Source organism: Mesorhizobium sp. M0983, assembly GCF_040318975.1.
In the GTDB taxonomy this organism is placed as follows: domain Bacteria; phylum Pseudomonadota; class Alphaproteobacteria; order Rhizobiales; family Rhizobiaceae; genus Mesorhizobium.
Window position 1 is genome coordinate 115399 of record NZ_JAMYNH010000014.1, and the last position, 24045, is coordinate 139443.

The 24045-nt window shown below is 63.9% G+C and carries 25 protein-coding genes; 19 read left to right on the forward strand and 6 right to left on the reverse strand.

Features of this window, described 5'->3' with window-relative positions:
- Positions 1-21 precede the first annotated feature (21 nt).
- Positions 22-1038, forward strand: a complete 1017-nt coding sequence (locus NKH71_RS23355) for a zinc-binding alcohol dehydrogenase family protein (RefSeq protein ID WP_352642648.1) — start codon at positions 22-24, stop codon at positions 1036-1038.
- A gap of 18 nt (positions 1039-1056) precedes the next feature.
- Here the strand turns inward: NKH71_RS23355 and phnF are convergent, their stop codons facing one another.
- The gene (phnF, locus tag NKH71_RS23360; RefSeq protein ID WP_352895352.1) at positions 1057-1800 is read right to left on the reverse strand and encodes a phosphonate metabolism transcriptional regulator PhnF; all 744 of its coding nucleotides are present in this window, start codon (positions 1798-1800) and stop codon (positions 1057-1059) included.
- Positions 1801-1934: 134 nt separating this feature from the next.
- Here phnF and phnG point away from each other — a divergent pair, with 134 nt between their 5' ends.
- The 11 genes from phnG to phnE (NKH71_RS23415) all read left to right on the forward strand — a co-directional run bounded on the left by phnG (position 1935) and on the right by phnE (NKH71_RS23415) (position 11780).
- Positions 1935-2396, forward strand: coding sequence for a phosphonate C-P lyase system protein PhnG (gene phnG / locus NKH71_RS23365; RefSeq protein WP_352495513.1), 462 nt, complete (start codon positions 1935-1937; stop codon positions 2394-2396).
- Positions 2396-3007, forward strand: coding sequence for a phosphonate C-P lyase system protein PhnH (gene phnH, locus NKH71_RS23370; RefSeq protein ID WP_352495514.1), 612 nt, complete (start codon positions 2396-2398; stop codon positions 3005-3007). The genes phnG and phnH overlap by 1 nt, the downstream gene beginning before the upstream one ends.
- A gap of 1 nt (position 3008) precedes the next feature.
- Positions 3009-4121 (forward strand): carbon-phosphorus lyase complex subunit, encoded by a 1113-nt coding sequence (locus NKH71_RS23375; protein WP_352895353.1) that lies wholly within the window; start codon positions 3009-3011, stop codon positions 4119-4121.
- The gene (locus tag NKH71_RS23380) at positions 4118-5029 is read left to right on the forward strand and encodes an alpha-D-ribose 1-methylphosphonate 5-phosphate C-P-lyase PhnJ (RefSeq protein WP_352483628.1); all 912 of its coding nucleotides are present in this window, start codon (positions 4118-4120) and stop codon (positions 5027-5029) included. Before NKH71_RS23375 ends, NKH71_RS23380 begins: the two co-directional genes overlap by 4 nt.
- Complete coding sequence (gene phnK, locus NKH71_RS23385) at positions 5026-5802, forward strand: phosphonate C-P lyase system protein PhnK (RefSeq protein WP_140536281.1); 777 nt, start codon at positions 5026-5028, stop codon at positions 5800-5802. Before NKH71_RS23380 ends, phnK begins: the two co-directional genes overlap by 4 nt.
- Positions 5803-6013: 211 nt before the next feature.
- The gene (gene phnL / locus NKH71_RS23390) at positions 6014-6721 is read left to right on the forward strand and encodes a phosphonate C-P lyase system protein PhnL (RefSeq protein ID WP_023721973.1); all 708 of its coding nucleotides are present in this window, start codon (positions 6014-6016) and stop codon (positions 6719-6721) included.
- On the forward strand, positions 6718-7335 hold the full coding sequence (locus tag NKH71_RS23395) for a DapH/DapD/GlmU-related protein (RefSeq protein WP_352483629.1): 618 nt from the start codon (positions 6718-6720) through the stop codon (positions 7333-7335). The genes phnL and NKH71_RS23395 overlap by 4 nt, the downstream gene beginning before the upstream one ends.
- 221 nt (positions 7336-7556) lie before the next feature.
- Positions 7557-8405, forward strand: a complete 849-nt coding sequence (gene phnC, locus NKH71_RS23400; protein ID WP_023721975.1) for a phosphonate ABC transporter ATP-binding protein — start codon at positions 7557-7559, stop codon at positions 8403-8405.
- Positions 8406-8492: 87 nt separating this feature from the next.
- Positions 8493-9401 (forward strand): phosphonate ABC transporter substrate-binding protein, encoded by a 909-nt coding sequence (phnD, locus tag NKH71_RS23405; RefSeq protein WP_023721976.1) that lies wholly within the window; start codon positions 8493-8495, stop codon positions 9399-9401.
- A gap of 52 nt (positions 9402-9453) precedes the next feature.
- Positions 9454-10410 (forward strand): phosphonate ABC transporter, permease protein PhnE, encoded by a 957-nt coding sequence (gene phnE / locus NKH71_RS23410; protein ID WP_031194926.1) that lies wholly within the window; start codon positions 9454-9456, stop codon positions 10408-10410.
- A gap of 2 nt (positions 10411-10412) precedes the next feature.
- A complete protein-coding gene (gene phnE / locus NKH71_RS23415) occupies positions 10413-11780 on the forward strand; it encodes a phosphonate ABC transporter, permease protein PhnE (RefSeq protein ID WP_352895354.1) in 1368 nt (455 codons plus the stop codon).
- Between the two features lie 23 nt (positions 11781-11803).
- Here the strand turns inward: phnE (NKH71_RS23415) and NKH71_RS23420 are convergent, their stop codons facing one another.
- The 3 genes from NKH71_RS23420 to NKH71_RS23430 form a co-directional block, all read right to left on the reverse strand.
- Entirely contained in the window at positions 11804-12655 is an 852-nt protein-coding gene (locus NKH71_RS23420) for a sugar phosphate isomerase/epimerase family protein (protein ID WP_352816906.1), read from the reverse strand.
- Positions 12656-12832: 177 nt separating this feature from the next.
- On the reverse strand, positions 12833-14020 hold the full coding sequence (locus NKH71_RS23425) for a Gfo/Idh/MocA family protein (protein WP_023721980.1): 1188 nt from the start codon (positions 14018-14020) through the stop codon (positions 12833-12835).
- Positions 14021-14174: 154 nt separating this feature from the next.
- Positions 14175-15230 carry a sugar phosphate isomerase/epimerase family protein gene (locus tag NKH71_RS23430; protein WP_352895355.1) on the reverse strand — a complete coding sequence of 352 codons (1056 nt, stop codon included), beginning with the start codon at positions 15228-15230 and terminating at the stop codon, positions 14175-14177.
- Between the two features lie 394 nt (positions 15231-15624).
- Between NKH71_RS23430 and NKH71_RS23435 the strand changes: the two genes are divergently transcribed.
- The 5 genes from NKH71_RS23435 to NKH71_RS23455 are packed head-to-tail and all read left to right on the forward strand — an operon-like array spanning position 15625 to position 19870.
- Positions 15625-16512, forward strand: coding sequence for a sugar phosphate isomerase/epimerase family protein (locus NKH71_RS23435; protein WP_023721982.1), 888 nt, complete (start codon positions 15625-15627; stop codon positions 16510-16512).
- A gap of 55 nt (positions 16513-16567) precedes the next feature.
- Entirely contained in the window at positions 16568-17737 is a 1170-nt protein-coding gene (locus tag NKH71_RS23440; protein WP_352495521.1) for a mandelate racemase/muconate lactonizing enzyme family protein, read from the forward strand.
- Position 17738: 1 nt separating this feature from the next.
- A complete protein-coding gene (locus NKH71_RS23445) occupies positions 17739-18455 on the forward strand; it encodes a FadR/GntR family transcriptional regulator (RefSeq protein WP_352483633.1) in 717 nt (238 codons plus the stop codon).
- A 1-nt stretch (position 18456) separates the two neighbouring features.
- Complete coding sequence (locus NKH71_RS23450; protein ID WP_352483634.1) at positions 18457-19437, forward strand: hydroxyacid dehydrogenase; 981 nt, start codon at positions 18457-18459, stop codon at positions 19435-19437.
- Between the two features lie 49 nt (positions 19438-19486).
- Positions 19487-19870 carry a hypothetical protein gene (locus NKH71_RS23455; protein ID WP_352789276.1) on the forward strand — a complete coding sequence of 128 codons (384 nt, stop codon included), beginning with the start codon at positions 19487-19489 and terminating at the stop codon, positions 19868-19870.
- A gap of 14 nt (positions 19871-19884) precedes the next feature.
- Here NKH71_RS23455 and NKH71_RS23460 read toward each other — a convergent pair whose 3' ends face one another.
- The gene (locus NKH71_RS23460; RefSeq protein ID WP_352483635.1) at positions 19885-21180 is read right to left on the reverse strand and encodes an amidase; all 1296 of its coding nucleotides are present in this window, start codon (positions 21178-21180) and stop codon (positions 19885-19887) included.
- 119 nt (positions 21181-21299) lie between these two features.
- Between NKH71_RS23460 and NKH71_RS23465 the strand changes: the two genes are divergently transcribed.
- Positions 21300-21647: a GFA family protein gene (locus NKH71_RS23465; RefSeq protein ID WP_352495522.1), complete on the forward strand. Its 348-nt coding sequence runs from the start codon at positions 21300-21302 to the stop codon at positions 21645-21647.
- A gap of 100 nt (positions 21648-21747) precedes the next feature.
- Here NKH71_RS23465 and NKH71_RS23470 read toward each other — a convergent pair whose 3' ends face one another.
- The gene (locus NKH71_RS23470; protein ID WP_352895356.1) at positions 21748-22971 is read right to left on the reverse strand and encodes an MFS transporter; all 1224 of its coding nucleotides are present in this window, start codon (positions 22969-22971) and stop codon (positions 21748-21750) included.
- A 91-nt stretch (positions 22972-23062) separates the two neighbouring features.
- On the opposite strand from NKH71_RS23470, the gene NKH71_RS23475 reads away from it, so the two are divergent.
- Positions 23063-24043: an AraC family transcriptional regulator gene (locus NKH71_RS23475; RefSeq protein WP_023721991.1), complete on the forward strand. Its 981-nt coding sequence runs from the start codon at positions 23063-23065 to the stop codon at positions 24041-24043.
- Positions 24044-24045 lie beyond the last annotated feature (2 nt).

The following is a 24045-nucleotide window of genomic DNA, read 5'->3' on the forward strand; positions in this document are numbered from 1 at the left end:
ATGAACCGACTGGATTGAAGCATGAAAGCCGTCGTCTGCCGCTCGCCCGGCGAACTTGTCCTCGAAGATCGCCCGGCGCCTGGCGCGCCGCCCTCGGGCTGGGCGCTGGTTGCGGTCAGTCATGTCGGCATCTGCGGCACCGATTATCACATTTTTGAAGGCAAGCACCCGTTCCTCGCCTATCCCCGCATCATGGGCCATGAAGTCTCGGGGACCGTGCTGGAGACCGGCCAAGGCGTCGATCTGGCAATAGGCGAAGCGGTGATCGTCAATCCCTATCTCGCCTGCGGCAAATGCATCGCCTGCCGGCAAGGCAAGCCGAATTGCTGCGTCAGGATCGAGGTGCTCGGCGTCCATCGCGACGGCGCCATGTGCGAGCAGATCCTGGTGCCGGCGCAAAATCTTTATCCGGCAAACGGCCTGTCGCTGGCCGATGCGGCCGCCGTCGAATTCCTGGCGATCGGGGCGCATGCGGTGCGGCGCTCGCTGGCTCAATCGGGCGCGCGTACCCTGGTCATCGGCGCCGGCCCGATCGGCCTCGGCACGGCGCTGTTCGCCCGGATCGCCGGGCTCGACGTGACGCTGCTCGACATGAGCGCTGAACGGCTTGGCTTTGCCGAAAGCGGACTCGGCTTCGCGACCCTCGACGGTTCGCGGGGAGCCGCCGCCGATCTGGTGCGACAGGCGACCGACGGCGATGGTTTTGACGTGGTCTTCGACGCCACCGGCAACACCCAGTCGGTGCAGTCGGCCTTCGCCCATGTCGCGCATGGCGGCACGCTGGTGCTGGTCAGCGTCGTCAAGGACGACATCGCCTTTTCCGATCCCGAATTCCACAAGCGCGAGATGATGCTGATCGGCAGCCGCAACGCTCTGCGCGCCGATTTCGACCATGTCGCCGCTTCAATCCGCAACGGTGCGGTGCCGCTGGCAAAGCTAGTCACCCACCGCACCACGCTTGGCGAGACGCCGCGCGACCTCGCCCGCTGGGCACATGAGAAATCCGGGCTGATCAAGGCGGTCATCCAGGTCGGATGACACAACGATAGCCGCGTCTCAAAGCGCCGACAGTCTGAGTTCGATCCGCTCGGCCGGGAAGCGCGACTCCGAAAACTGGATCGGCTGACCGTCGGGCGTGACGTTGACGGCGACCGTCACCAGCACGATGGCGCCGGGCTGCAGGTCGAGGTCGGCAAGGTCGGCGGCATCGGCATGGCGCGCCGACAGCACGGTCGATTGCCGGAGATAGTCGTCGATGCCGAAACGTGCCAGCGATGCCGTGATCGAACCGGTTTCTGCCATGGCAGCATCGATGCCGGCAAAGCGCCTGGCATCGAACCAGCCGGCAGCGCGGGACACCGGCATTCCATCGGCTTCGCCCCGCGTTTCCAGGCGTATCACGTCGGCCCCCTGCGCAAGGCCTAAGCCCTCTGCGACACGACGGTTGGCCGGCTCGACCGATGAGGCGAGCAAGGTGATATGCCGCTCGGACGCCTGTCCTTGCAATCCCTCGGAAAAGCGGGTGCGGGCGCCGATCGGATAGGACAGCCGCTTTCGCGACAGCACGAAGGTGCCACGCCCTTGCTCCGCCTTGAGCACACCCTCCTGCACCAGGGCTGCGATAGCGCTGCGCACCGTATGGCGGTTGACGCCATAGCGTTCGGCAAGTGCCACCTCCGGCGGCAGCGCGGCATTCTCGGGAAAATCGCCAACGGCGATCGAGTGCAGGATCTGGTCGGCGATCTGCCGCCATAGCGCGACACCGCTGCGCCGCTCGATGCTGTTTGCTTGCCCGATCATTTCCCGCCCCAATCTTTGCGCCGACCTTTTGGCCCGTGTCACGTACACGTCATAGACACGCGCTAGATAATAGATATAATTTGTATAGTTGTCTATATCAATCGACAAATGCACGCAGACGAGGAGTAGCGGCCATGCGAGGACGGGAAGCGCGAGAGCAGGCCGAGCGCAAGGCCGTAATGGCGACGCTGGCGCAATCGGCCGGGGACGACATTGTCCGCCTCTGGGACGAAGCCGGCCTGCCTTGTGAAGCGGAACTTCTGCGTGGCCCCGAAACCGGCCTGGTTACCGTGCGCGGCCGCATCGGCGGCAGCGGCGCGCCGTTCAATGTCGGCGAGGCGACGGTCACCCGTGCCACGGTGCGGCTTGCGTCCGGCCATGTCGGCCACTGCTATGCGCTCGGCCGCGACAAGCAGAAGGCAAGGCTGGCAGCAATCGCCGATGCGCTGTGGCAGGACCCGGCCCACCGCAACGGGGTCGAGACCAGGCTCGTCGCGCCCTTGCAGGCGGCACTGGCCAAGGCCCGTGACCAGCGCCGCGCCGAGACGGCGGCGACCAAGGTCGATTTCTTCACAATGGTGCGCGGAGAAGACTGATGGACCTCGCCACTCAATCGATCGAAGGCGGCTTCGCCGATCCGGTATTCAACGCGCAGACCGTATTCCGCGCTGTGATGGACGCGATGGCGCGGCCGGGCAGCGTGCAGCCCTTGCCGGCCCTCGCCCACCCCCCCGTGCCGCTGTCGGCCACCGCCGGTGCCATTGCTCTGGCGCTGTGCGACAACGACACGCCGCTCTGGCTCGACCCGGCTTTGCAGGGGTCGGCGGCGGTGAAATCCTGGCTTGGCTTCCATACCGGCGCGCCGCTGGCCAACACCCCGGCCGACGCACATTTCGCGCTGATTGCCACGCCGGCCGAGATGATGGCGCTCGACGGGTTTTCGCAAGGCACCCAGGATTATCCCGATCGTTCGACGACGCTGATCCTCGAGGTCGGCGATCTCGTCTCCGGCGCTCCGCTGCTGCTCGAAGGCCCGGGCATCGAGAAGACGGCGACGATCGCGCCGGCGCAAATGCCGCGTCATTTCGTCGAGCAATGGAAGCAGAACAATCAGCGCTTTCCGCGGGGTGTCGACATCATCCTCGCCACGTCCGACGCAATTGCCTGCCTGCCGCGCACGACGCGCATTAAGACGATGGAGGCGTAGGATGTATGTCGCGGTAAAAGGCGGTGAAGCGGCCATCCGCAACGCCCACAAATTGCTCGCCGACCGCCGGCGCGGCGATCGCTCGGTGCCCGCACTTCGGCTCGACCAGATCGTCGAGCAGCTGGCGCTCGGCGTCGACCGGGTGATGAGCGAAGGTTCGCTCTACGACAGGGAATTGGCGGCACTCGCCATCGTCCAGGCGCGCGGCGACATGATCGAGGCGATCTTCCTGGTTCGCGCCTATCGCACGACGCTGCCGCGCTTCGGCTATACCAGGGCGATCGAAACCGGCTCGATGCTGGTCGAACGGCGCGTGTCGGCGACCTACAAGGACCTGCCCGGCGGGCAGTTGCTCGGCCCGACTTTCGACTACACCCACCGGCTGCTCGATCCCGAGCTTGCCGCCGGCGGCGAAGTCGCCGAACCGGAGCAGCGTGCAGGCGAAGCGGAGGCGATGCCGCGCGTCTCGGCCATCCTCGCTCGCGAAGGCCTGATCGAGCCCGACGGCGACATGCCCGGGGATCATGTCCCCGGCGACATCACCCGCGAGCCGCTCGAATTCCCGATGGCGCGTGATATCCGCCTGCAGGCGCTGTCGCGCGGTGACGAGGGGTTTCTGCTGGCGCTCGGCTATTCCACCCAGCGCGGCTATGCGCGCAACCATCCTTTCGTCGGCGAGGTTCGTATCGGCGAGGTCGAACTGGAACTGGACGTGCCGGAACTGCCCTTTGCCGTGCCGCTCGGCAGCATCCGCGTCACCGAATGCCAGATGGTCAACCAGTTCAAGGGCTCGGCCAAGGCGCCGCCGCAATTCACCCGCGGGTACGGCCTCGTCTTCGGCCAGAGCGAGCGCAAGGCGATGGCCATGGCGCTATGCGACCGCGCTCTTCGTGCAACCGAATTCGGCGAAGATGTCGTCGCCGCCGCGCAAGACGAAGAGTTCGTCATCTCGCATTCCGACAATGTCCAGGCGACCGGCTTCGTCGAGCATTTGAAGCTGCCACACTATGTTGATTTTCAGGCCGAGCTCGACCTCGTGCGCCGCATGCGCGCCGCGCACGACGCCCGCGAAAACGCCGGCAAGGCCGACGAGAAAAGGCAGGCCGCGGAATGACCGGACAACCGACCGACATCGCCACCTACAACTTCGCCTATCTCGACGAGCAGACCAAGCGGATGATCCGCCGCGCCATCCTCAAGGGCATCGCCATCCCCGGCTATCAGGTGCCGTTCGCCTCGCGCGAGATGCCGATGCCCTATGGCTGGGGCACCGGCGGCGTCCAGGTCACGGCGTCGATCATCGGACCGGACGATGTTCTCAAGGTCATCGACCAGGGCGCCGACGACACCACCAATGCCGTCTCGATCCGCGCCTTCTTCAAGAAGGTCGCCAATGTCGCGGTCACCACCGAGACGGCCAAGGCGACCATCATCCAGACCCGCCATCGCATCCCTGAACATCCGCTGAGTGCCGGTCAGGTGCTGGTCTATCAGGTGCCGATCCCCGAGCCGCTGCGCTTCCTCGAGCCGCGCGAAACGGAGACGCGCAAAATGCATGCGCTTGAGGAATACGGCCTCATGCATGTGAAGCTCTACGAGGACATCGCCAGGCACGGCCGCATCGCCACCACCTATGCCTACCCGGTCAAGGTCGAAGGCCGCTATGTGATGGATCCGTCGCCGACGCCGAAATTCGACAATCCCAAGATGCACCGTTCGCCGGCTCTACAGTTGTTCGGCGCCGGCCGCGAAAAACGCATCTATGCGCTGCCGCCCTTTACCGAGGTGGTCAGCCTCGACTTCGAGGATCATCCCTTCGAAGTGCAGACCTTCGACCAGCCCTGCGCGCTGTGCGCGGCCGAGAACGTCTATCTCGACGAGGTCATCCTCGACGACCATGGCGGCCACATGTTCGTCTGCTCCGACACCGATTATTGCGAGAAGCGGCGCGCCGAAGGCCACCGCGGCCATCTCGCGCCCGAGACCCATCTTGCCCCAGGAAAAATGGAGCCGGCTGAATGACCGACGAACCGCTGCTGCGCGTTTCGGCGCTGTCCAAATTCTACGGCTCGCGCGTCGGCTGCGAGAACGTCACCTTTGATCTGTGGCCGGGCGAAGTGCTGGCGGTGGTCGGCGAATCCGGTTCCGGCAAGACGACTTTGCTCAACTGCCTGTCGACTCGGCTGCTGCCCTCTTCCGGCACCGCCAGCTACCGCATGCGCGACGGCCAGTTCCGTGAGCTTTACCGCATGAGCGAGGCCGAGCGCCGCTTCCTGATGCGCACCGACTGGGGCTTTGTCCATCAGAACCCCGCCGACGGGCTGCGCATGACGGTGTCGGCCGGCGCCAATGTCGGCGAACGGCTGATGGCGGTCGGCGACCGCCACTATGGCAGGATCCGCGCGACGGCGGTCGACTGGCTGTCGCGCGTCGAGATCGACGAGGACCGCATCGACGACGAGCCGCGCGCCTTCTCCGGCGGCATGCGCCAGCGCCTGCAGATCGCCCGCAACCTGGTCACAGGGCCGCGGCTGGTGTTCATGGACGAGCCGACCGGTGGCCTCGACGTTTCGGTACAGGCACGCCTGCTCGATCTGCTGCGGGGGCTGGTCACCGATCTCGGCCTGGCGGCCATCGTCGTCACCCACGATCTCGCCGTGGCGCGGCTGTTGTCGCAGCGCATGATGGTGATGAAGGACGGCCGTGTTGTCGAAAGCGGCCTCACCGACCGCGTCCTCGACGATCCGCGCGCGCCCTACACCCAGTTGCTTGTCTCCTCGATTCTGCAGGTGTGACGATGATTGCTCCGGCGTACCCCCCTCTGGCCTGCCGACCATCTCCCCCTCAAGGGGGGAGATCGGCAGCTTTTATGTCCCGCCCGTTCTGCGACACAGGAGAATGGCGAAACCGAATGCGACAGCCAATCTCCCCCCCTGAGGGGGAGATGGCCGGCAGGCCAGAGGGGGGTGTTGGCCCGCAAACGACTGGCGAATGGAGCACCCTCTGATGGCAACCCCGCTCGTCGTCTCCGATGTCGCCAAGAGCTTCACCATGCATCTGCGCGACGGCATCAAACTGCCTGTCGTCGCCGGTGTCTCTTTCGCGATCAGGGCCGGCGAATGCTCCGTGCTCGGCGGCCCGTCCGGCGCCGGCAAGAGCTCGATCCTGAAAATGCTCTACGGCAATTATGCCGTCGACGCAGGCCAGATCATCGTCCAGCACGAGGACGGGCTCATCGATCTCGCCACGGCCAGCCCGCGCACCGTGCTAGCCGTGCGCCGGCTCACGATCGGCTATGTCAGCCAGTTCCTGCGCACCGTGCCGCGCGTCTCGGCGCTCGATGTCGTCGCCGAACCGCTGGTCGAGCGCGGCGAGGAGCGCGAAGCCGCGCGCGGCAAGGCACGCGACTTGCTGGCCCAATTGAACCTGCCGGAAAAACTCTGGGCGCTGCCGCCGGCGACGTTCTCCGGCGGCGAACAGCAGCGCGTCAACATCGCGCGCGGCTTCATCACCGAGCATCCGATCCTGCTGCTCGACGAGCCGACCGCTTCGCTTGATGCGAAGAACCGGGACGTGGTGATTTCCCTGATCGCTGCCAAGAAGGCGGCGGGCGTCGCTTTGCTCGGCATCTTCCACGATTACGACGTGCGCGAAGCCGTCGCCGATCGCATCATAGACGTGACCGCCTTCGCCGCTGGGAAAATCGCCGCATGACCAGGAAATTGTCGGAGGCCCCGCTGGTCCACGAGACGGCGGAGATCGAGAACTCGACGCTCGGCCGCTGGACCGAGATCGCCGACCGAAGCCGGGTTTCGGAAAGCATGATCGGCGACTATTCCTACATGATGCAGGACTGCAGCGTCTGGTGCGCGACAATCGGCAAATTCGCCAACATCGCCGCCAGCGTCCGCATCAATGCCACCAATCATCCGACCTGGCGGCCGACGCTGCACCATTTCACCTATCGCGCCTCCGACTATTGGGACGACGCCGAGCACGAGAGCGAATTCTTCGCTCAGCGCCGCGCCAAACGCGTCACCATCGGCCACGACACCTGGCTCGGCCATGGCTCGACCGTCCTGCCCGGCGTCACCGTTGGCGACGGTGCGGCGGTCGGTGCCGGCGCAGTGGTATCGAAGGACGTCGCTCCCTACACCATCGTCGGCGGCGTACCGGCCAAGCCGATCCGCGAGCGCTTCGACCGCCGCACCGCGGAGCGCTATCAGGCGCTCGCCTGGTGGGATTGGGATCATGCAAGGCTGCGCGCCGCGCTCGACGATTTCCGGGAGCTGTCGGCGGAGGCTTTTCTGGAGAAGTATGGTGGCTAAGGATCGTGAATGGTAATGGCGGGCAGCGAATAAATTTCGAGGCTCAGGAAAGCCTTTCTTATCACCATTCACCGTTCGAGCTTCTCGCGCCGAGTTGATCCCGCCCCGCTCCAGGCTGTGGGCGGTAACAAAACTGACATCAATCAGACACCGCAGGTTCACGTAGCTGCGCTAGCGAGGGTTAACAGACCTTCAATTGCGATTGGACTGGAGCCTGCACCATGTCAGCTACGCTCGAAATCCGCGGCGTCACCCGCCGGTTCGGCAAGAACACCGCCGTCAGCAATGTTCACATCTCGATCCCGCAAGGACAGATGGTCGGCGTCATCGGCCGCTCCGGCGCCGGCAAATCGACCCTTCTGCGCATGATCAACCGCCTCATCGATCCCAGCCAGGGATCCATCCTGTTCGACGGCGTCGAGGTTTCCGGGTTGCGCGGCTCGCCGCTCCGGCGTTGGCAACGCGACTGTGCCATGATCTTCCAGCAGTTCAATCTGGTGCCGCGCCTCGATGTGCTGACCAATGTGCTGCTCGGCCGGCTCAACCACCGCTCGACCCTGTCCAACCTGTTCGGCATGTTCTCCCGCAACGAATGCGCCGAGGCGGTTGCAGCCCTCGAGCGCCTGGACATCGCCCGCACCGCGCTGCAGCCCGCCGGCACGCTTTCCGGCGGCCAGCAGCAGCGCGTTGCGATCGCGCGTGCCATGATGCAGCAGCCGAAGGTGTTGCTCGCCGACGAGCCGATTGCCTCGCTCGATCCGCTCAACGCCAAAGTGGTGATGGATTCGCTGCAGGATATCAATTTGCGCGAGGGTATCACCGTCATCACCAATCTGCATACGCTGGATACGGCGCGCAACTATTGCAACCGCATCATCGGCATGGCCGCCGGCAAGGTCGTCTTCGACGGCCCGCCCGAAGACCTCAATCGCGAGGCGGTGCGCATGGTCTATGGCGCCGACAGCAATGGCGGCGAAATCTCCGAGGCCATCACCTCGACCAGTGTCGCCATCAAACAGAAAATCGCTGCATCCGCCGGACCGCTCGAGCCAGCGTTTCCTGGTTATTGAGAACGGCCTGATCGCCGCCCGCGTCAAAGGCACTCGTCAAAATTCGATCGCAACCGGCGCGAGGCCGGATCAAAGGAGAGAGACCCAATGTTCAGGAAGATGGTTTTTGGCGCGGTTTCATTGCTCGCCATCGCGGCCAGTGCCGCTCACGCCCAGGATATCAAGGAATTCCGCATCGGTATCCTTGGCGGTGAAAATGAAGCGGACCGGCTGCGCAATTTTCAGTGCCTCGCCGATCACCTGACGTCCGAATTCGGCTTCGAGAAGGTCTCGCTGTTCCCGGCCGCCGACTACGACGGCGTCATCCAGGGCCTGCTCGGCGGCACGCTCGATTTCGCCGAGCTTGGTGCGTCGGGCTATGCCAGCGTCTACCTCAAGGATCCGAACGCGGTGACCCCGATCCTCACCACCCAGCAGACCGACGGTGCGACCGGTTATTATTCGATAGGCCTGGCGCTGAAGTCGTCCGGCATCACCGACATCAAATCGGCCAAGGGCAAGAAGCTCGGTTATGCCGACCCGGATTCGACGTCGGGCTATCTGATCCCGCTGACCCAGATCCCGAAGGACACCGGCGCTTCGAACGAAACCTTCTTCGCCTCGACCCAGTTCAATGGCGGCCACGAGAACAACCTTCTCGCCGTCCGCGACGGCAAGGTCGACGTGGCGGTTGACGACTCCTCGGGCATCGGCGACTTCAAGAACGGTTACACGTCCGGCACCTTCCACAAGGAAGTCGCCAAGGGCGCCGTCGACCCCAACGACTTCGTCGAAGTCTGGCGCTCCGGCCTGATCCCGAATGGCCCGCTGGTCGTGCGCACCGCGCTCGGCGGCGATATGAGCGCCAAGCTCGCCAACTTCTTCACCAGCTTGCCGGCCAAGGACAAGCCTTGCTTCGAAGCCATCGAAGGCGGCGATTTCACTGGCTACGTTCCAGTGAAGCCGGACTTCTACAGCGTCATCGTCGAAGCCCGCAAAGCCGCGATCGGCGGGTGAATGCAATTGAAAAGGGCGGCCTTACCAGCGCCGCCCTTTTTGCATGCCGATCATGACCATCTCAGCCACGATCCGTTCAGACGCGACCCGGCGGACGGCCGACACCTGGCGACGCCAGACGTCCTTGCGCCGGTTCTACACCGCGCTCGGCATCGGCTTGCTGCTTGTTGCCATGTGCACAGCCATGTGGTTCGCCGACGAGGCCAATGCCGGACATTTCTTCGATCGGCTGCCGCACATACTGGATTTCCTTAGCTGGCTTGTTCCCAAGGACTGGAATGACGTCTGGCGCGCGCTGTTCGACATCGCATCGCCGCACGACAAAGGCAGCCAGGAGTTCAACTTCCCGCTTGGCCGCGTCTATCTCTGGCGCGGCTTTTATCTACCCGAATATTTCGAGCTGATGCTCACTACGCTCAACGTGGCGCTGGTTTCCACTTTCATCGGCTTCGTCTTTGCGGTGCCCTTCTCCTTCATCGCGGCGCGCAACTTGACGCCCAGTCCGGTGCTCAGGCTCGTCGTCAAGCGCTTCATGGAACTGCTTCGCGCCTTCCCGGAGATCGTCATTGCCGGCCTGTTCGCAGCCATCCTCTCGACCGGCCCGGTCGCAGCCATCATCGCCATCGGCCTGCATTCGATCGGCGCCCTCGGCAAGCTCTTCTACGAGATCAACGAAAACATCGACATGCGCGCCGAAGAAGGCCTGCGCGCCGTCGGCGCCAACTGGTTCGAGCGCATGCGCTTCGCTGCCCTGCCGCAGGTGCTGCCCAATTTCACGTCCTACACGCTGCTCAGGATCGAGATCAATGTCCGCATCTCGACCATCATCGGCGCGGTCGGGGGTGGTGGCATCGGCGAGGAGCTGAAGCTCTCCATCTCGCGCGGCTTCGGCGCCAAGACGCTGGCTCTGGTGCTGCTGTTGTTCACCACCATCTTCCTCGTCGATCAGTTCTCTGCCTGGCTTCGCCGCAAGCTCGTCGGCGAGCAGGCTTTCATGATGGGCGCCTGAGCATGGCCGCAATGACCGCCGATGAGATGCAGTCGATCGAGGAGCGCTTCCCCCATGTGTTCCGGCGGCCCCTGTACAAACGCTTCGGCCCGCTGGTCCTGTTCGCCGGCATCCTGCTCTACCTCGTCTACACCTTGTGGTTCTTCAGCCTGCCGCAAGTTCTGAGGGAATCCCACTGGGAGCGCCTGCCGCTCTTTCTGACGCAATGGATCAGCTACGATCTGCAGCCGGAATTCCGTCTCGATCAGCCTCAGATCACGCCCAAATACCCGCGTTTTTCCGCGCTGGGCGAAGATCCTCATCCCGACTGGGTTATCACCAATGCGAACGGCTCCTACACCATTCTGATCGCCGGCCGGGCCAAATCGGTTACCTTCGACAAGACCGAGGCGACGCTGGTCGCCAATGGCCAGACGGTGCCGGTGTCCTTGGCCAGCGGCAAGCCGGTGATATCCGGCCTGGTGCCGGACTGGATCACCGCACACGACGACGAAATCGTCGCCAGGATGGGCTTTGCCGGCGAGGTCCGCATAACCGTCGATCGCGTCAAAGTCCGTAAGCGCTTCCTCGGCTGGGCGAATTTCGTCTTCGACACACGCTCGCCCTTCTTCGGCAAGTCGCCCGGCGAGGTGGTCTCGTTGCTGATGTCCGGACCCCAGCTCAAGCCCGGCACATCCAATCTGGCACTGGCCGGCGACAACATCTGGAACAACGCCCAATGGCAGCATGGCGATGTCTGGACGAAGCTGTTCCAGACCATCGTCATGGCATTTCTCGGCACCTTGCTCGGCGGCATCGTCGCCTTCCCGCTCGCCTTCTTTGCCGCCCGCAACATCACCCCGAGCGGCGTGATCAGTCAGGTGCTCAAGCGCTTCTTCGATTTCATGCGTTCGGTCGACATGCTGATCTGGGCGCTGTTCTTCACCCGCGCCTTCGGCCCCGGCCCGCTGGCCGGCAGCGCCGCGATCTTCTTCACCGAGATCGGCACGCTCGGCAAAGTCTATTCGGAAGGCCTTGAGAACATCGACGACAAGCCGCGCGAGGGCATCCAGTCGACCGGCGCCAACGGCTTGCTGGTGCAGCGCTATGGCGTGCTGCCGGAAGTGATTCCGGTCTTCATCAGCCAGACGCTCTACCAGTGGGAATCCAACACCAGGGGCGCAACGATCATCGGCGCTGTCGGTGCCGGCGGTATCGGCCTGAAGCTTTGGGAAGCGATGCGCACCAACTCCAACTGGGCCAATGTCTTCTACATGGTGCTCTTGGTCCTGCTCGTCGTTTTCATCTTCGACAACATTTCCAATTTCCTGCGCCGCCGCTTGAGCAGGACGATCCACGACTACAACAGGATCCAGGCCGACCAGGGGTGACGGCCGCGTTGCGCCGGCGGCAGTTAGGCCGCCTTACTCCACCCGCTCCTGATATGCCTGTAGCCGTCGCGGTAGACAGCTTCCGGGCCTTCGGAAAAGTCGCGCCACACCTTGGTGGCCGCGGCCAAATCCTTCAGCGAACGCCCGAACGCCTCGATCGTCAGCCAATCGTCGTAGCCGCTCTTGCGGATGGCGGAGAACGTCTCCTTCCAGGGAATATGGCCACGGCCCGGCACGCCGCGATCGTTCTCCGAAATATGGATATGGACGACGTTCTTGCGGTTGCGCGAATAGGCGCCGATCGGGTCGGCCTCTTCGATGTTGGCATGGAAGGTGTCGTACATCGCCTTGATGTGCGGCCGGTCGATCGCGTCGATATGCTCCGACAAATCGTCCATCGTGTTGAGCAGATAGCATTCGAAGCGGTTGAGCGCCTCCAGCCCGATGGTGACGCTCTTGTTGCCGGCATGGTCGCCAATGGCGCGTTGCGAAGCGATCGAACGTTTTTTCTCGGCCGCCGTCGGCCCGCTGCCCGAGAAGGCCCCGAGCGTCGAATGGAGCGGGCCGCTCAACGTGTTCGCGCCAAGCGCCTGAGCGCAGTCGATCGCCGATTTCATGTAGTCGATACCGGCCTTGCGCGTCGAGGCATCCGGCGAGATCAAATTCATCGCCGGATCGCCCATCGCCGAGACGGCGGTGCGTTGCAGCCCGATACGGTCGAGCAGCTCGCCGAGTTTCCTGTAGTCGTCCGGCGTGCCGGAGAAGACCGGTATCTCGACGCCGTCGAAGCCGGTCGCCTTGATGTCTCTCAACAGCGGCTCGTGTTTTTTCGACACGGCCGTCGTCCACAACAGCATGCACATGCCGATCTTCATCGACGCCCCTCCCTTCATTCGCTCGATCGCCCCCGAGGAGTGGTAGATTCAGGTCAGGCCGAGCCGAAAATGGTAGGTTCCGAGAACCGGAGCGAAGCGTACTTTTGGTACGTGAGCACCGGAAGCGCAGGAAAACTGCCATTTGCAGGCCGGCCTCACCTGAATATCACCACCCCTTCAAAGCTTCGTCCACGCCCCATTCTTCTTAGACGACTTCACGCAGGCTTCGATGAAGGCCATGCCTTCGACGCCGTCTTGCACGGTTGGGAAGACGACATCCTTAGCCGGCTTGCCGCCCGTCCGGCGCGCCGCACGAATAGCCCGCGCGGCTTCCTGGTAGATGTTGGCGAAACCTTCGAGATAGCCTTCCGGATGCCCTGGCGGGACGCGGCTGACGCGCCCCGCGACGGGGAGCGCGCCGGCGCCATTTCGGGTAATCAACTGCTTCGGCTCGCCGAACGGCGTGTACCAGAGATAGTTCGGGTCGGCCTGCACCCATTCGAGCCCGCCCTTCGAGCCGTAGATACGCAATTTCAGCCCGTTCTCGTGGCCGGGCGCCACCTGGCTGGCCCAGACCATGCCCTTGGCCGGGTGCGACCCGCCGACCGGCTTGAAGCGCAGCAGCACATTGATGTTGTCGTCGAGCAGCCTCCCCGGCACGAAGGCATCGAGATCGGCCGACAACGAATCGAGCTCCAGCCCGGAGACGAAACGGGCAAGGTTGTAGGCATGGGTGCCGATATCACCCAGCGCACCGCCCGCACCCGCCTGCTTGGGGTCTGAGCGCCACGCAGCCTGCTTCTGGCCGGTGGCGGCCAGGTCCTCGGTCAGCCAGTCCTGCGGATATTCCGACTGCACGATGCGGATATCGCCGAGCTGCCCCTTGGCCACCATCTCGCGTGCCTGCCGCACCATCGGATAGGCGGTGTAGTTATGCGTCAGCACGAACACTTTGCCGGTCTTTTCGACCAGCGCCGCCAGCTTCTTTGCCTCGGCCAGCGTCGTCGCCAGCGGCTTGTCGCAGATGACGTGGATGCCGGCCTCGAGAAAAGCCTTGGCAGCCGGCACGTGCACATTGTTCGGCGTGACGATGGCGACCACCTCGATGCCGTCCGGCCGCTTGGCCTCCGCCTTGGCCATCTCGGCATAGGAGCCGTAGCTGCGTGCCGGATCGAGCCCAAGCTCGGCCGCCGAGGCCTTGGCGCGCTCCGGATTCGATGACAGCGCGCCGGCGACCAGCACGAACTCGTTGTCCATGCGCGCCGCGATGCGGTGCACCGCGCCGATAAAGGCGCCTTGTCCGCCGCCAACCATGCCGTAGCGGATCGGACCGCCCCCGGTTTCCGCCTTCGATGCGCCGACCATGATTTTCTCCCTCGTTGTCTGAGATACCCCTCCCCCTTGAGGGAGGGTGGCCCGAAGGGCCGGGAGGGTCGGTCAATGCCGAGCTCAACCCAGCGACCCCACCCCGATCCGCTGCGCGGATCGACCCTCCCCTCAAGGGGGAGGGAAAGCTGTGTTAGATCCCCATCATCCCGCGCAGCACCTTTTTGTCGGTCGTGCCGCCGGCGAAATCGTCGAATGTCTTTTCCGTAACCCTGATGATATGATGCTGGATGAAGGGAGCGCCCTCGGCAGCACCATCCTCCGGGTGCTTCAGGCAGCATTCCCATTCCAGCACCGCCCATGAATCATAGTTGTATTGGGTAAGCTTGGAGAAGATGCCGCCGAAATCCACCTGTCCGTCGCCGAGCGAGCGGAACCGCCCGGCACGGTTGGTCCAGCTCTGGTAGCCCGAATAGACACCTTGCCGCCCGGTCGGATTGAACTCGGCATCCTTGACGTGGAACGCCTTGATCCGCTCGTGGTAGATGTCGATGAATTCGAGATAATCGAGCTGCTGCAGCAGGAAGTGCGACGGGTCGTAGTTGATGTTGCAGCGCTTGTGGCCGCCGACCGCATCGAGGAACATCTCGAATGTCGCGCCGTCGAACACGTCCTCGCCCGGATGGATTTCGTAGCCGACATCGGCGCCGTTCTCGTCATAGACGTCGAGGATCGGCTTCCAGCGCTTGCCGAGTTCGGCAAATGCTTCCTCGATCAATCCCGCCGGCCGCTGCGGCCACGGGTAGAGGTAAGGGAAGGCCAACGCCCCGCAAAACGACACCGACGCCTTGAGCCCGAGATTCTTCGACGCCTTGGCGCCGAACTTCATCTGCTCGACCGCCCATTGCTGCCTGGCTTTTGGATTGTTGTGCACCGCAGGTGGAGCGAAGCCGTCGAATTGTGCGTCGTAGGCCGGATGCACCGCCACCAGCTGACCCTGCAGATGCGTCGACAGTTCAGTGATCTCGACGCCGGCATCGGCGCAGATGCCCTTCACCTCGTCGCAATAGGCCTTCGACGACGCTGCCTTCTCGAGATCGAACAGCCGGGCGTCCCATGTCGGGATCTGCACGCCCTTGTAGCCCAGACCGGCCGCCCATTTGGTGATCGAGGCCAGCGAGTTGAACGGAGCGGCGTCGCCCGCAAACTGCGCCAGGAACAGACCAGGCCCCTTCATCGTCGTCGGCATCGGCATCTCCCTATGTTTCGCGACCAAGCATAGCGCCGATTGAAAACAGGGCCAGCCTCTTTGGTCTCTTTGCACAGCGCGCTCGGCGCCGCTATTCTGGTATTACCAAATGCCGAAATCTGGTCAAGCCATTTGACGCGCGGCCGCAGTCCTGCAACCATGCCGAGCTGCCCAACATAATTCAACGTAATCAATGCTGTAAGCAAGAGACGGCGCTTGATGGTAGCACTTCTTGCCGTCCAGATGAAATTACTGTAGACCTCCCATCAAGCCCAATTGGTCGAACCAGTTTGCCAAAAAAATGCTGGGAGGCCTTGGGGAGGAATCATGCAGCGCACTTCGGCAGAGTGCGTCGCAGGCGAACTGGTACAGGCGATTCTGGGAAGGATAGACCATGCATCTTTCGACGCACAATTGGATGCGGGCGGAGCCGCTGGAAACGACGCTCAAGCGCATCAAGAAATTCGGCTATGAGTCGATCGAGATTTCCGGCGAACCCGAACAGTACAAGACCAAGGAAACACGCGCGCTGCTGAACGAGTACGGCATCCGTTGCTGGGGAGCGGTGACGCTGATGCTGGGCGAGCGCAATCTCGCCGCCAAGGACCAGGGCCAGCGCGAGCGCTCGGTGCAATATGTCAAGGACGTGCTGACCATGGTCAGCGAGCTCGACGGCGAGATCATCACGCTGGTTCCCGCCACCGTCGGCAAGGTCGTGCCGGACGGCACCGAGGAAGAGGAATGGAAATGGGTGGTCGACGCCACCCGGGAATGCTTCACCCACGCCAAGAAGGTCGGCGTCAAGATCGCGGTCGAGCCGCTCAACCGCTTCGAAACCTACCTGTTCAACCGCGGCGCCCAGGCACTGGCCCTTGCCGATGCGGTCAGCCCCGAATGCGGCGTCTGCCTCGACGCCTACCACATCCACATGGAAGAATTTAACGTCTATGACGCCATCCGGCAGGTCGGCAAGCGCCTGTACGACTTCCATGTCGCCGACAACAACCGCTTCGCTGCCGGCCTCGGGCAGATCGACTGGCCGAAGATTGTCGGCACGCTGAAGGAGATCGGCTATGACGGCGCGCTGACCAATGAATTCGTCGCCCCAGTCGACCGCACGCCGGCAGCCCCCTATCCCGACATGGTCGAACGCAATCCGGTCGACATCTCGCCAGAGCAGCTGAAATTCATTCAGGACCACGGCTCCAGCGTGCTCACGGAAAAATTCTACACTGACCAGATGCGCATCAATGCGGAAACGCTGCTGCCGCTGATCAAGTAGCCAAGCCGTTTGGAAAAAGCCCTTCCGCCTCACAGCGGCCGGGCCGAGGATGAACATGCGCATCAAGACGGTCCAAGCCTGGTGGGTTCGCATACCGATCGAAGCCGCGAAGCAGCACCGCAGCGACTTCGGTCAGGTGGCGACGTTCGACGCCGCCATCCTGCGCATCGAAACCGACGACGGGCTTGTCGGCTGGGGCGAAGGCAAGAACGCCGCCGGCAGCGCCGGCAGCTACGGCGCCCTTGTCCATTTGCTGAACCATGAGGTCGGGCCGCAGCTGGTCGGCCTCGACCCGGCCGACATCGGCGTCATCTGGGAGATGCTGTACAATGGCGCGCGTCACGACAGCGCCGCCCGCGCCGGCCACGCCATGCCGCAATTGGCGCGACGCGGCATGAGCATCGCCGCTATCAGCGCCGTCGACATCGCATTGTGGGACATTCTCGGCAAATCACTCGGCGTTCCGGTCTGGCGACTGCTCGGCGGCCGCAAGCTGGACCGCATGCCGGCCTATGCTTCCGGCGGCTGGGCCACTGCGGAAGCCATCGGCGATCAGCTGCAATCCTACGTCGCCAAGGGCGGCTTCAAGGCGCTGAAGATGCGCGTCGGCGCCATGGACGGCGCCCCGCACGTCTCCGCCGCCCGCGTCCGCGCTGCAAGACAGGCGCTCGGTCCCGACATCGACCTGATGGTCGACGCGCACGGCACCTACACGGTGGCCGAAGCCAAGCGCTTCATCCATCTCGCCGGCGACCTCGATCTCGCCTGGTTCGAGGAGCCGGTGATCGCCGACGACAAGCGCGGCATGGCTGAGGTGCGCGCCTGCGGCTCGATCCCGATTGCCACCGGCGAGAGTGAGGCGACGCGCTACGCCTTCCGCGATCTCGCCGTACTCAAATCCGCCGATATCTTCCAGCCGGATCCGGCCTTTTGCGGCGGCATCAGCGAGGCGATGAAGATCGGAACCATCGCCAGCGCCTTCAATCTGCGCTTTGCGCCGCACCTTTGGGCGGGCGCGCCCTGCTTTTTTGCCGGGCTGCATGTTTGCGCCGCTTCGCCGGCGAGCTTCACCGTCGAATATTCACTCGGGGCCAACCCGATGATCCACGATCTGATCGAAGAGACTGTCGAAGCAAAGGACGGTATGGTAGCGATCCCTGATAGACCCGGGCTGGGATTCACTATTTCGGAGCGGTTCCTGGAGGCGCACGCGCAACACGGCTGACATGAAAGAAAAGAACCTTCTCGCGGAACTCGCCGCCTACCTGTTCTCCCATTCGGACAAGGAGACGGGCCGCACGCCGTCGGAGCGCGAACTGGCAGAGCATTTCAGCGTCAGCCGCGGTCAGATCCGCGAGGCGCTGGCCATTCTCGAGGCCATGCGCATCGTCGAACGACGGGCGAAGTCCGGCATCTACATCGATACAAAGCAGGCGAGCGTCGAGGCTATGGCGCTGTTCGCCCGCGCCGGCCTGCCGCTCGATCCTGTCCAGATCTACGAGACGGTCGAGTTGCGGAAGATCCACGAGATCAAGGCCGCCGAACTTGCCTGTTCCCGCGCCACCGAGGAGAATTTCGAGCGGCTGCGCGAGATCCTGAAGGCCTCAGAGGATCGCATAGCGGCCGGCGAAGGCCTTGCCAGGGAAGACCGCGAGTTCCACCTCGAGATCGTGCGGGCGACCAAGAACAGTGTGTTCCACAATGTCTGCAGCGTCTACTACATGATGGGCGAGATGCGCCTGCCGATCTATTTCAACGATCCCGAACGCAGCGTGCGCTCGCATGCCGAGCACATCCAGATCTACGAGGCGCTGCTGCGCCGCGACGGCAACCTCGCCCAGGCGCTGATGAGCGCTCATCTGCAAGGCGCCGAAAGCTATTGGAAGGGGCTGATCGAGGGGCGTGAGGCGGAACCGCAAAGCCCAGCGCTCGAAAAGGCCTGAAATGCCCAAGATCCTGTCGACACACAGACTGCACCCCCGTGCCTCTTCCATGCTGACAGGGGCCGGCGAACTCGTCGTTGCCTCCGCTCTCGACGCGGCCACGCTGGCCGCCGAGGCAAGGGACGCCGATGTCATCATCGTTCGCGCTCCTTTGCCTGCGGCGCTTTTCGAAGGCGCGACCAAGCTCAGGGCCGCGATCCGCCACGGCGCCGGGCTCGACATGGTACCGATGGAAGCGGCCAACGCGGCGGGCGTGCTGGTGGCGAACGTTCCGGGAGTGAACGCGCGCTCGGTCGCCGAATATGTGATGTTCGCGGCACTGGCGCTGCTTCGGCGCTTTCGTGTGTTGGACCGCGACTTGCGGGCGAAGGGCTGGCTGGCCGGCCGCGAACACACCGTCGTGGCTAATGAGCTTGCCGGCAAGACGATCGGCATTGTCGGCCTCGGCGCAATCGGCCAGGCGGTCGGCCACATCGCCGCCCATGGTTTCGATCTGAATGTGGTGGCAACGACGCGCAGCATGCAGCCGGCGCCGGACAGCGTCGGCTTCTTGTCGATCGATGCGCTCATCGAGCAGAGCGACATCATCGTTCTGTGCTGCCCGCTGACGCCCGAAACGCGGGGGCTGATTAGCCGGGAACGTATTGACCGGATGAAGCCGGATGCGCTGCTAATCAATGTTTCGCGCGGGCCGGTGATCGACGACGACGCGCTGATCGAGGCCTTGCAGAAGGGCCGCATCGGCGGCGCCGCGCTCGACGTTTTTGCGACACAACCGCTGCCGCCCAACCATCCCTACTTCGGCTTCGACAACGTCATCGTCACCCCGCACATGGCCGGGATCACCGAACAGTCGATGATGCGCATGGGCGTCGGCGCGGCTGGCGAAGCCTTGCTGGTGCTGGCCAACAGATTGCCGGTCAATCTGCGCAATCCCGAAGTGGTCGAGCACTACCGGCGGCGGTTCCCTGCCGATTTCTAAGCAAAGGCTACGCCTCAATTTTCCCGAATTCGCCAGCGACGTTGCCGGTATGGGAAACACCACAAAATTCCTGCTGACCGCCAGTGTCTGCATGGCGGCGGCGCATGCCTTGGCCAACGGACAGGGCAGCTACGTGTTCTGCGACAACGACTTGCGCTGCGTGATGGCACCCTGTCCATCGAACAGCGCGCTCGACCTCGACACCGGCAAGTTCGTCAAAGGCGTTTCGATCGACATCGATCGCCTGCCGCAGCAAGACAAGGGCCTCGATCTTTCGCACAAGCTCTATGCCGGCAAGGTCGTTGTTGTCGGCTCGATCGAGAACCGCACCCGGACCTTCAACGGCAAGCGATACACCCTGCCTTGGCTGGTTGCCACCAGCATCGAGCGCACCGCCAAGGACAACGAGCGCGGCCACTGCTCGTCGCGCTGACACGCGCTATCGGATCAATTTGCAAGCAGTGCCTCGACCGCAGCGGCGATCCGCAGCAGGTGGTGGTCATGGCCATTGCGCGCCACCAGCATCAGCCCGGCCGGACGCATCATCCCGGGCATCGGCAGCGAGATGGCTGAAAGATCGAACTGGTTGGCGACCTGCGTGTTGCGCAGCAGAAGGCCTTCCGTCCTGTCGCACAGGGCCTCGTCGCCGGTCATCGAGACGATCGTCGGCGCGGTCATCGGCGTGGTCGGCAGGGCCAGCACGTCGACCGACGCCAGCCGGTCATCCATCGCGGCGGCAAGTGCTGCGCGACGGCGCATTGCTCTGATATAGACCGTGGCCGGAATGGCGGCGGCGCGCGACAATGGCCCGCTTACCCGCGGGTCGACCGGCATCGTCGCTCCCGTCGCCAGCCAGTCGGCATGGATCTCCGCCCCTTCCATTGCCGCGATCGAGGCGCGTTTGGTTGCCGCGCGCAGATCGACAAGCAGGTCGTCGATCGACAACTCCACAAGCCGTGCGCCGCTAAGCTCCATCTTGCGAAGACACCGGTCGAACGTCGTCGCGACCTCTTCCTCCGTATCATCGAACAGCACGCCGCGCGGAATACCGATGCGCAGGCCGTCCAGCGGAAGCGGCAACAGTGCCGCCAGGTTTTCGCCCGCCATCACTGCGTCGGCCGCCGCACATTCGGCGACGGTGCGGGCCAGCGGACCGATCGAGTCCAGCGTGGCCGACAGCGGAAACGCACCCGCGAGCGGCACGCGCCGCGCCGTCGGCTTGAAACCGACGACGCCATTCAACGATGCCGGAATGCGCACCGATCCGCCGGTATCGGAACCGATGGAGATTTCGCTGGTGCCTTCGCCGACCGAAACCGCGGCGCCTGAGGACGAGCCGCCCGGAATACGGCGGGCATCACTTGCATTGCCGGGCGTGCCGTAATGCGGATTGACGCCGATCGCGGTGAAGGCGAACTCGGTCATGTTGGTCTTGCCGAGGATGACTGCACCGGCCTGGCGCAACCGTTCCACGACAATGGCATCCCGCAACGCCGGCGCTGCCGTGGCGAGCAGCAGCGAGCCCGCCGTCGTCGGCTCGCCGGCGACATCGAACAGATCCTTGATCGAGGTGATCGCCCCATCGAGCGGCCCGAGCGTGACGCCGGCTTTTCGCCGCGCATCGGCGGCGTCGGCCGCCGCCCGTGCTGCTTCAGGATAGAGCTTTGCGAAAACGCTCTCATCGCCCACGCGAGCAGCAAGACGCGAAACAATTGCTTCCAGGCGATCACGGGCTGATTGCATTTTCGGTGTCGGACTCCGCACGCTTGCAACGTCTTAATGTAGCAGCCACAAACTGGCCGCAGGAGACATAGCCCGGCACGGCCAGGTTTGCACCTGTCGAACCGCACGAGGAAGGCCCGATGCTCTACGAAGGCAGCTGCCACTGCGGCAAGGTCGCGTTCGAGGTCGAAGGCGAGCTGACCGGAGCCGTACGGTGTAATTGCTCGATCTGCACGCGCAAGGGTGCACTGCTATGGGCAGTGCCGCATGAGAGCATGCGGGTGCTTGCCTGGGGCGATGATCTCGGCCGCTACAGCTTCGGCAACCATGTCATCGCCCACCGCTTCTGCCGCAGCTGCGGCATTCACCCCTTCGCCGAGGATGTCGGCGAAGGGAGCGGGCGAAGTGCCTATATCAACATTCATTGCATCGAGGCGTTGGACGTCGCCGCCGTGCCGGTCTTCGACTTCGACGGCCGTTCCGTCTAATGCATGTCGCGCAAAAGTGTGCAGCGGTTTTGTGATAACGACATGCATAAAAAAAAGAATCTAAAGCGCGTCGCATAAGGCCGATCGAGTGCGACGCGCTTTAGTCCTTGGGACCGTCGATCGGCTTGGGGCCAAGGAAGAACGCCGCCAATGCCGCAAGCAACGTCGCCGCCGCGCAATACGCGAAGGCGCTGGCAACGCCGGTATTGTCGACCAGCAGGCCGCCGAAGACGGCGCCCAACGCGATGGCGACCTGGAACGTCATGACCATCAGCCCGCCGGCGCTTTCCGCCTGATCGGGGGCGGCTCGCACCAGCCAGGTCTGCAGCCCGACTGGGACGGCGCCGAAGGCAAAGCCCCAGCTGGCCACCGCTATTGCAGCCACGACGGGTGAGCCTCCGACCACCAGCAGCAGGAGCGCCGAAAACGCGATCAGCAGAGGCGCCAGGCTGACGGCTGCCTTGAGGCTGCGTTCCGCCATGAAGCCGCCGGCAAAATTGCCGAAGAAGCCACCAATGCCGTAGGCGAGCAGCACAAGCGAGATCGTCTCGATGTCCAGCGCGGGCACCTTCTCGAGAAACGGGCGGACATAGGTGAAGCCGGCAAAGTGTCCCGAGGCGACCAGCAGCACCACCAGCAGTGCCACCCTGATCATCGGCCGCTTCATCACCTCCAGCAGCGTGCGAAAACCTGCCGTACCTGCCGGCGGCAGCTTCGGAATGGTAGCCACCTGCACGAGCAGCGCTAGCGCGCCGACCACGGCGGCGATCATGAAGGCCGTCCGCCATCCCCAGATGTCGCCGACATAGGCGCCGACCGGAGCCGCACAGACCGTCGCCACCGAAACGCCGGTGAGGATGATCGACATGGCGCGCGGCATCAGCCGCATCGGAACGAGCCGCATCGCCATGGCTGCTGACATCGACCAGAAGCCACCGAGACTAATGCCAAGCATGATACGGGCGATCAGAAGAACGGGAAGCGACGACGCAAACGCGGCTACCAGATTTGACAGCACAAGCAGCACCGTCAGCGCCCACATGACCAGCCTGCGGTCCAGCCGCTTGGTGACAATGGCCATTGTCGGCGCCGCAATCGCGCCAATGACGGCGGTGGCCGTTACCGCCTGCCCTGCGGCGCCTTCGGTGATGCCGAGATCCTGCGCAAGCGGCGTCAGCAGGCTGGCAGGCAGAAATTCCGCGGTCACCAGGCCGAAGACTCCGAGCGCCAAGGAGACCACCGCCCCCCATGCGGGCTCGGATCGTTCGCCGGTTTCCGTCAGGTCGAGAACGGCGTCCATGACGCCTGTCGCGGGTTCGGTCATGAGGGATCTCCGATCTGGTTGCAGCGCAGCATCTGGCTGCAGTGCAACATAGGGAGTGACTGTCCGGAGTTTCCATGCTAGAAACACCATTATGCTTGACCGTTCGTCCAAAATCCCTGTCACCGGTGATCCGCTGACAGACATATTGCGCGGATTGCGCCTCGAAGGCGTCGATTACGGCCGTTGCGAGATGAAGGAACCCTGGGGCATCCATTTTCCGGCTCAGGCGGCGGCACGGTTTCATTTCATCGGTCGCAAAGGCTGCTGGTTGCTGCAGCCGTCCGGCGAATGGGTCGAGCTCAAGGCGGGCGACGCGGTGTTGTTGCCGCGCGGTTCAGCCCACACGCTGGCGAGCGAGCCGGGTATCGAGGCGGCGCCGATCCACGGCTATGAGGTCGAGGAGATCTGCAAGGGTGTCTATTGCATGTCGAACGACGGCGTGCCCGGCTGCCGTCCGGGCACCTTGCTGTTTTTCGGCAGCATGTATTTCAATCTCGATGGCTTGCACCCCTTGCTCGGCATGATGCCGGACGTGATGCGCGCGCATGAGTTGGAAGCCTATGAGCCAGGTATCCCGCATTTGCTGGAGGCGATGGCCCGCGAGGTGACGATGGAGCGCGTCGGCTCCGGCGGCATCCTGGCGCGGCTGGCCGATGTGCTCGCCGCGACCGTCATCCGCTCATGGGTCGAGCGCGGCTGCGGCGACTCTTCCGGATGGATCGCGGCGGTGAGGGACCGCGAGATCGGCCGGGTGCTGGCCGCGATCCATCTGGAACCGAGCCGCGACTGGACGGTGGACGCTCTGGCGAAGATGATGGGCGCCTCGCGATCAGGTTTCGCCGAGCGCTTCGCAACCATTGTCGGCGAAACACCGGCAAAGTACGTCACGCAGGTACGGATGCACCAGGCGCGGCAATGGCTGGTCCGCGACCGGCTCAAGATTTCCGTCGTCGCGGCGCGCCTCGGCTACGAATCCGACGCCTCCTTCAGCCGCGCCTTCAAGCGGGTAATCGGATCGCCGCCCAGCCATTTCCGGGCCGAGGAACAGGCGGAGATCCGCCAGGCCGGCTAAAC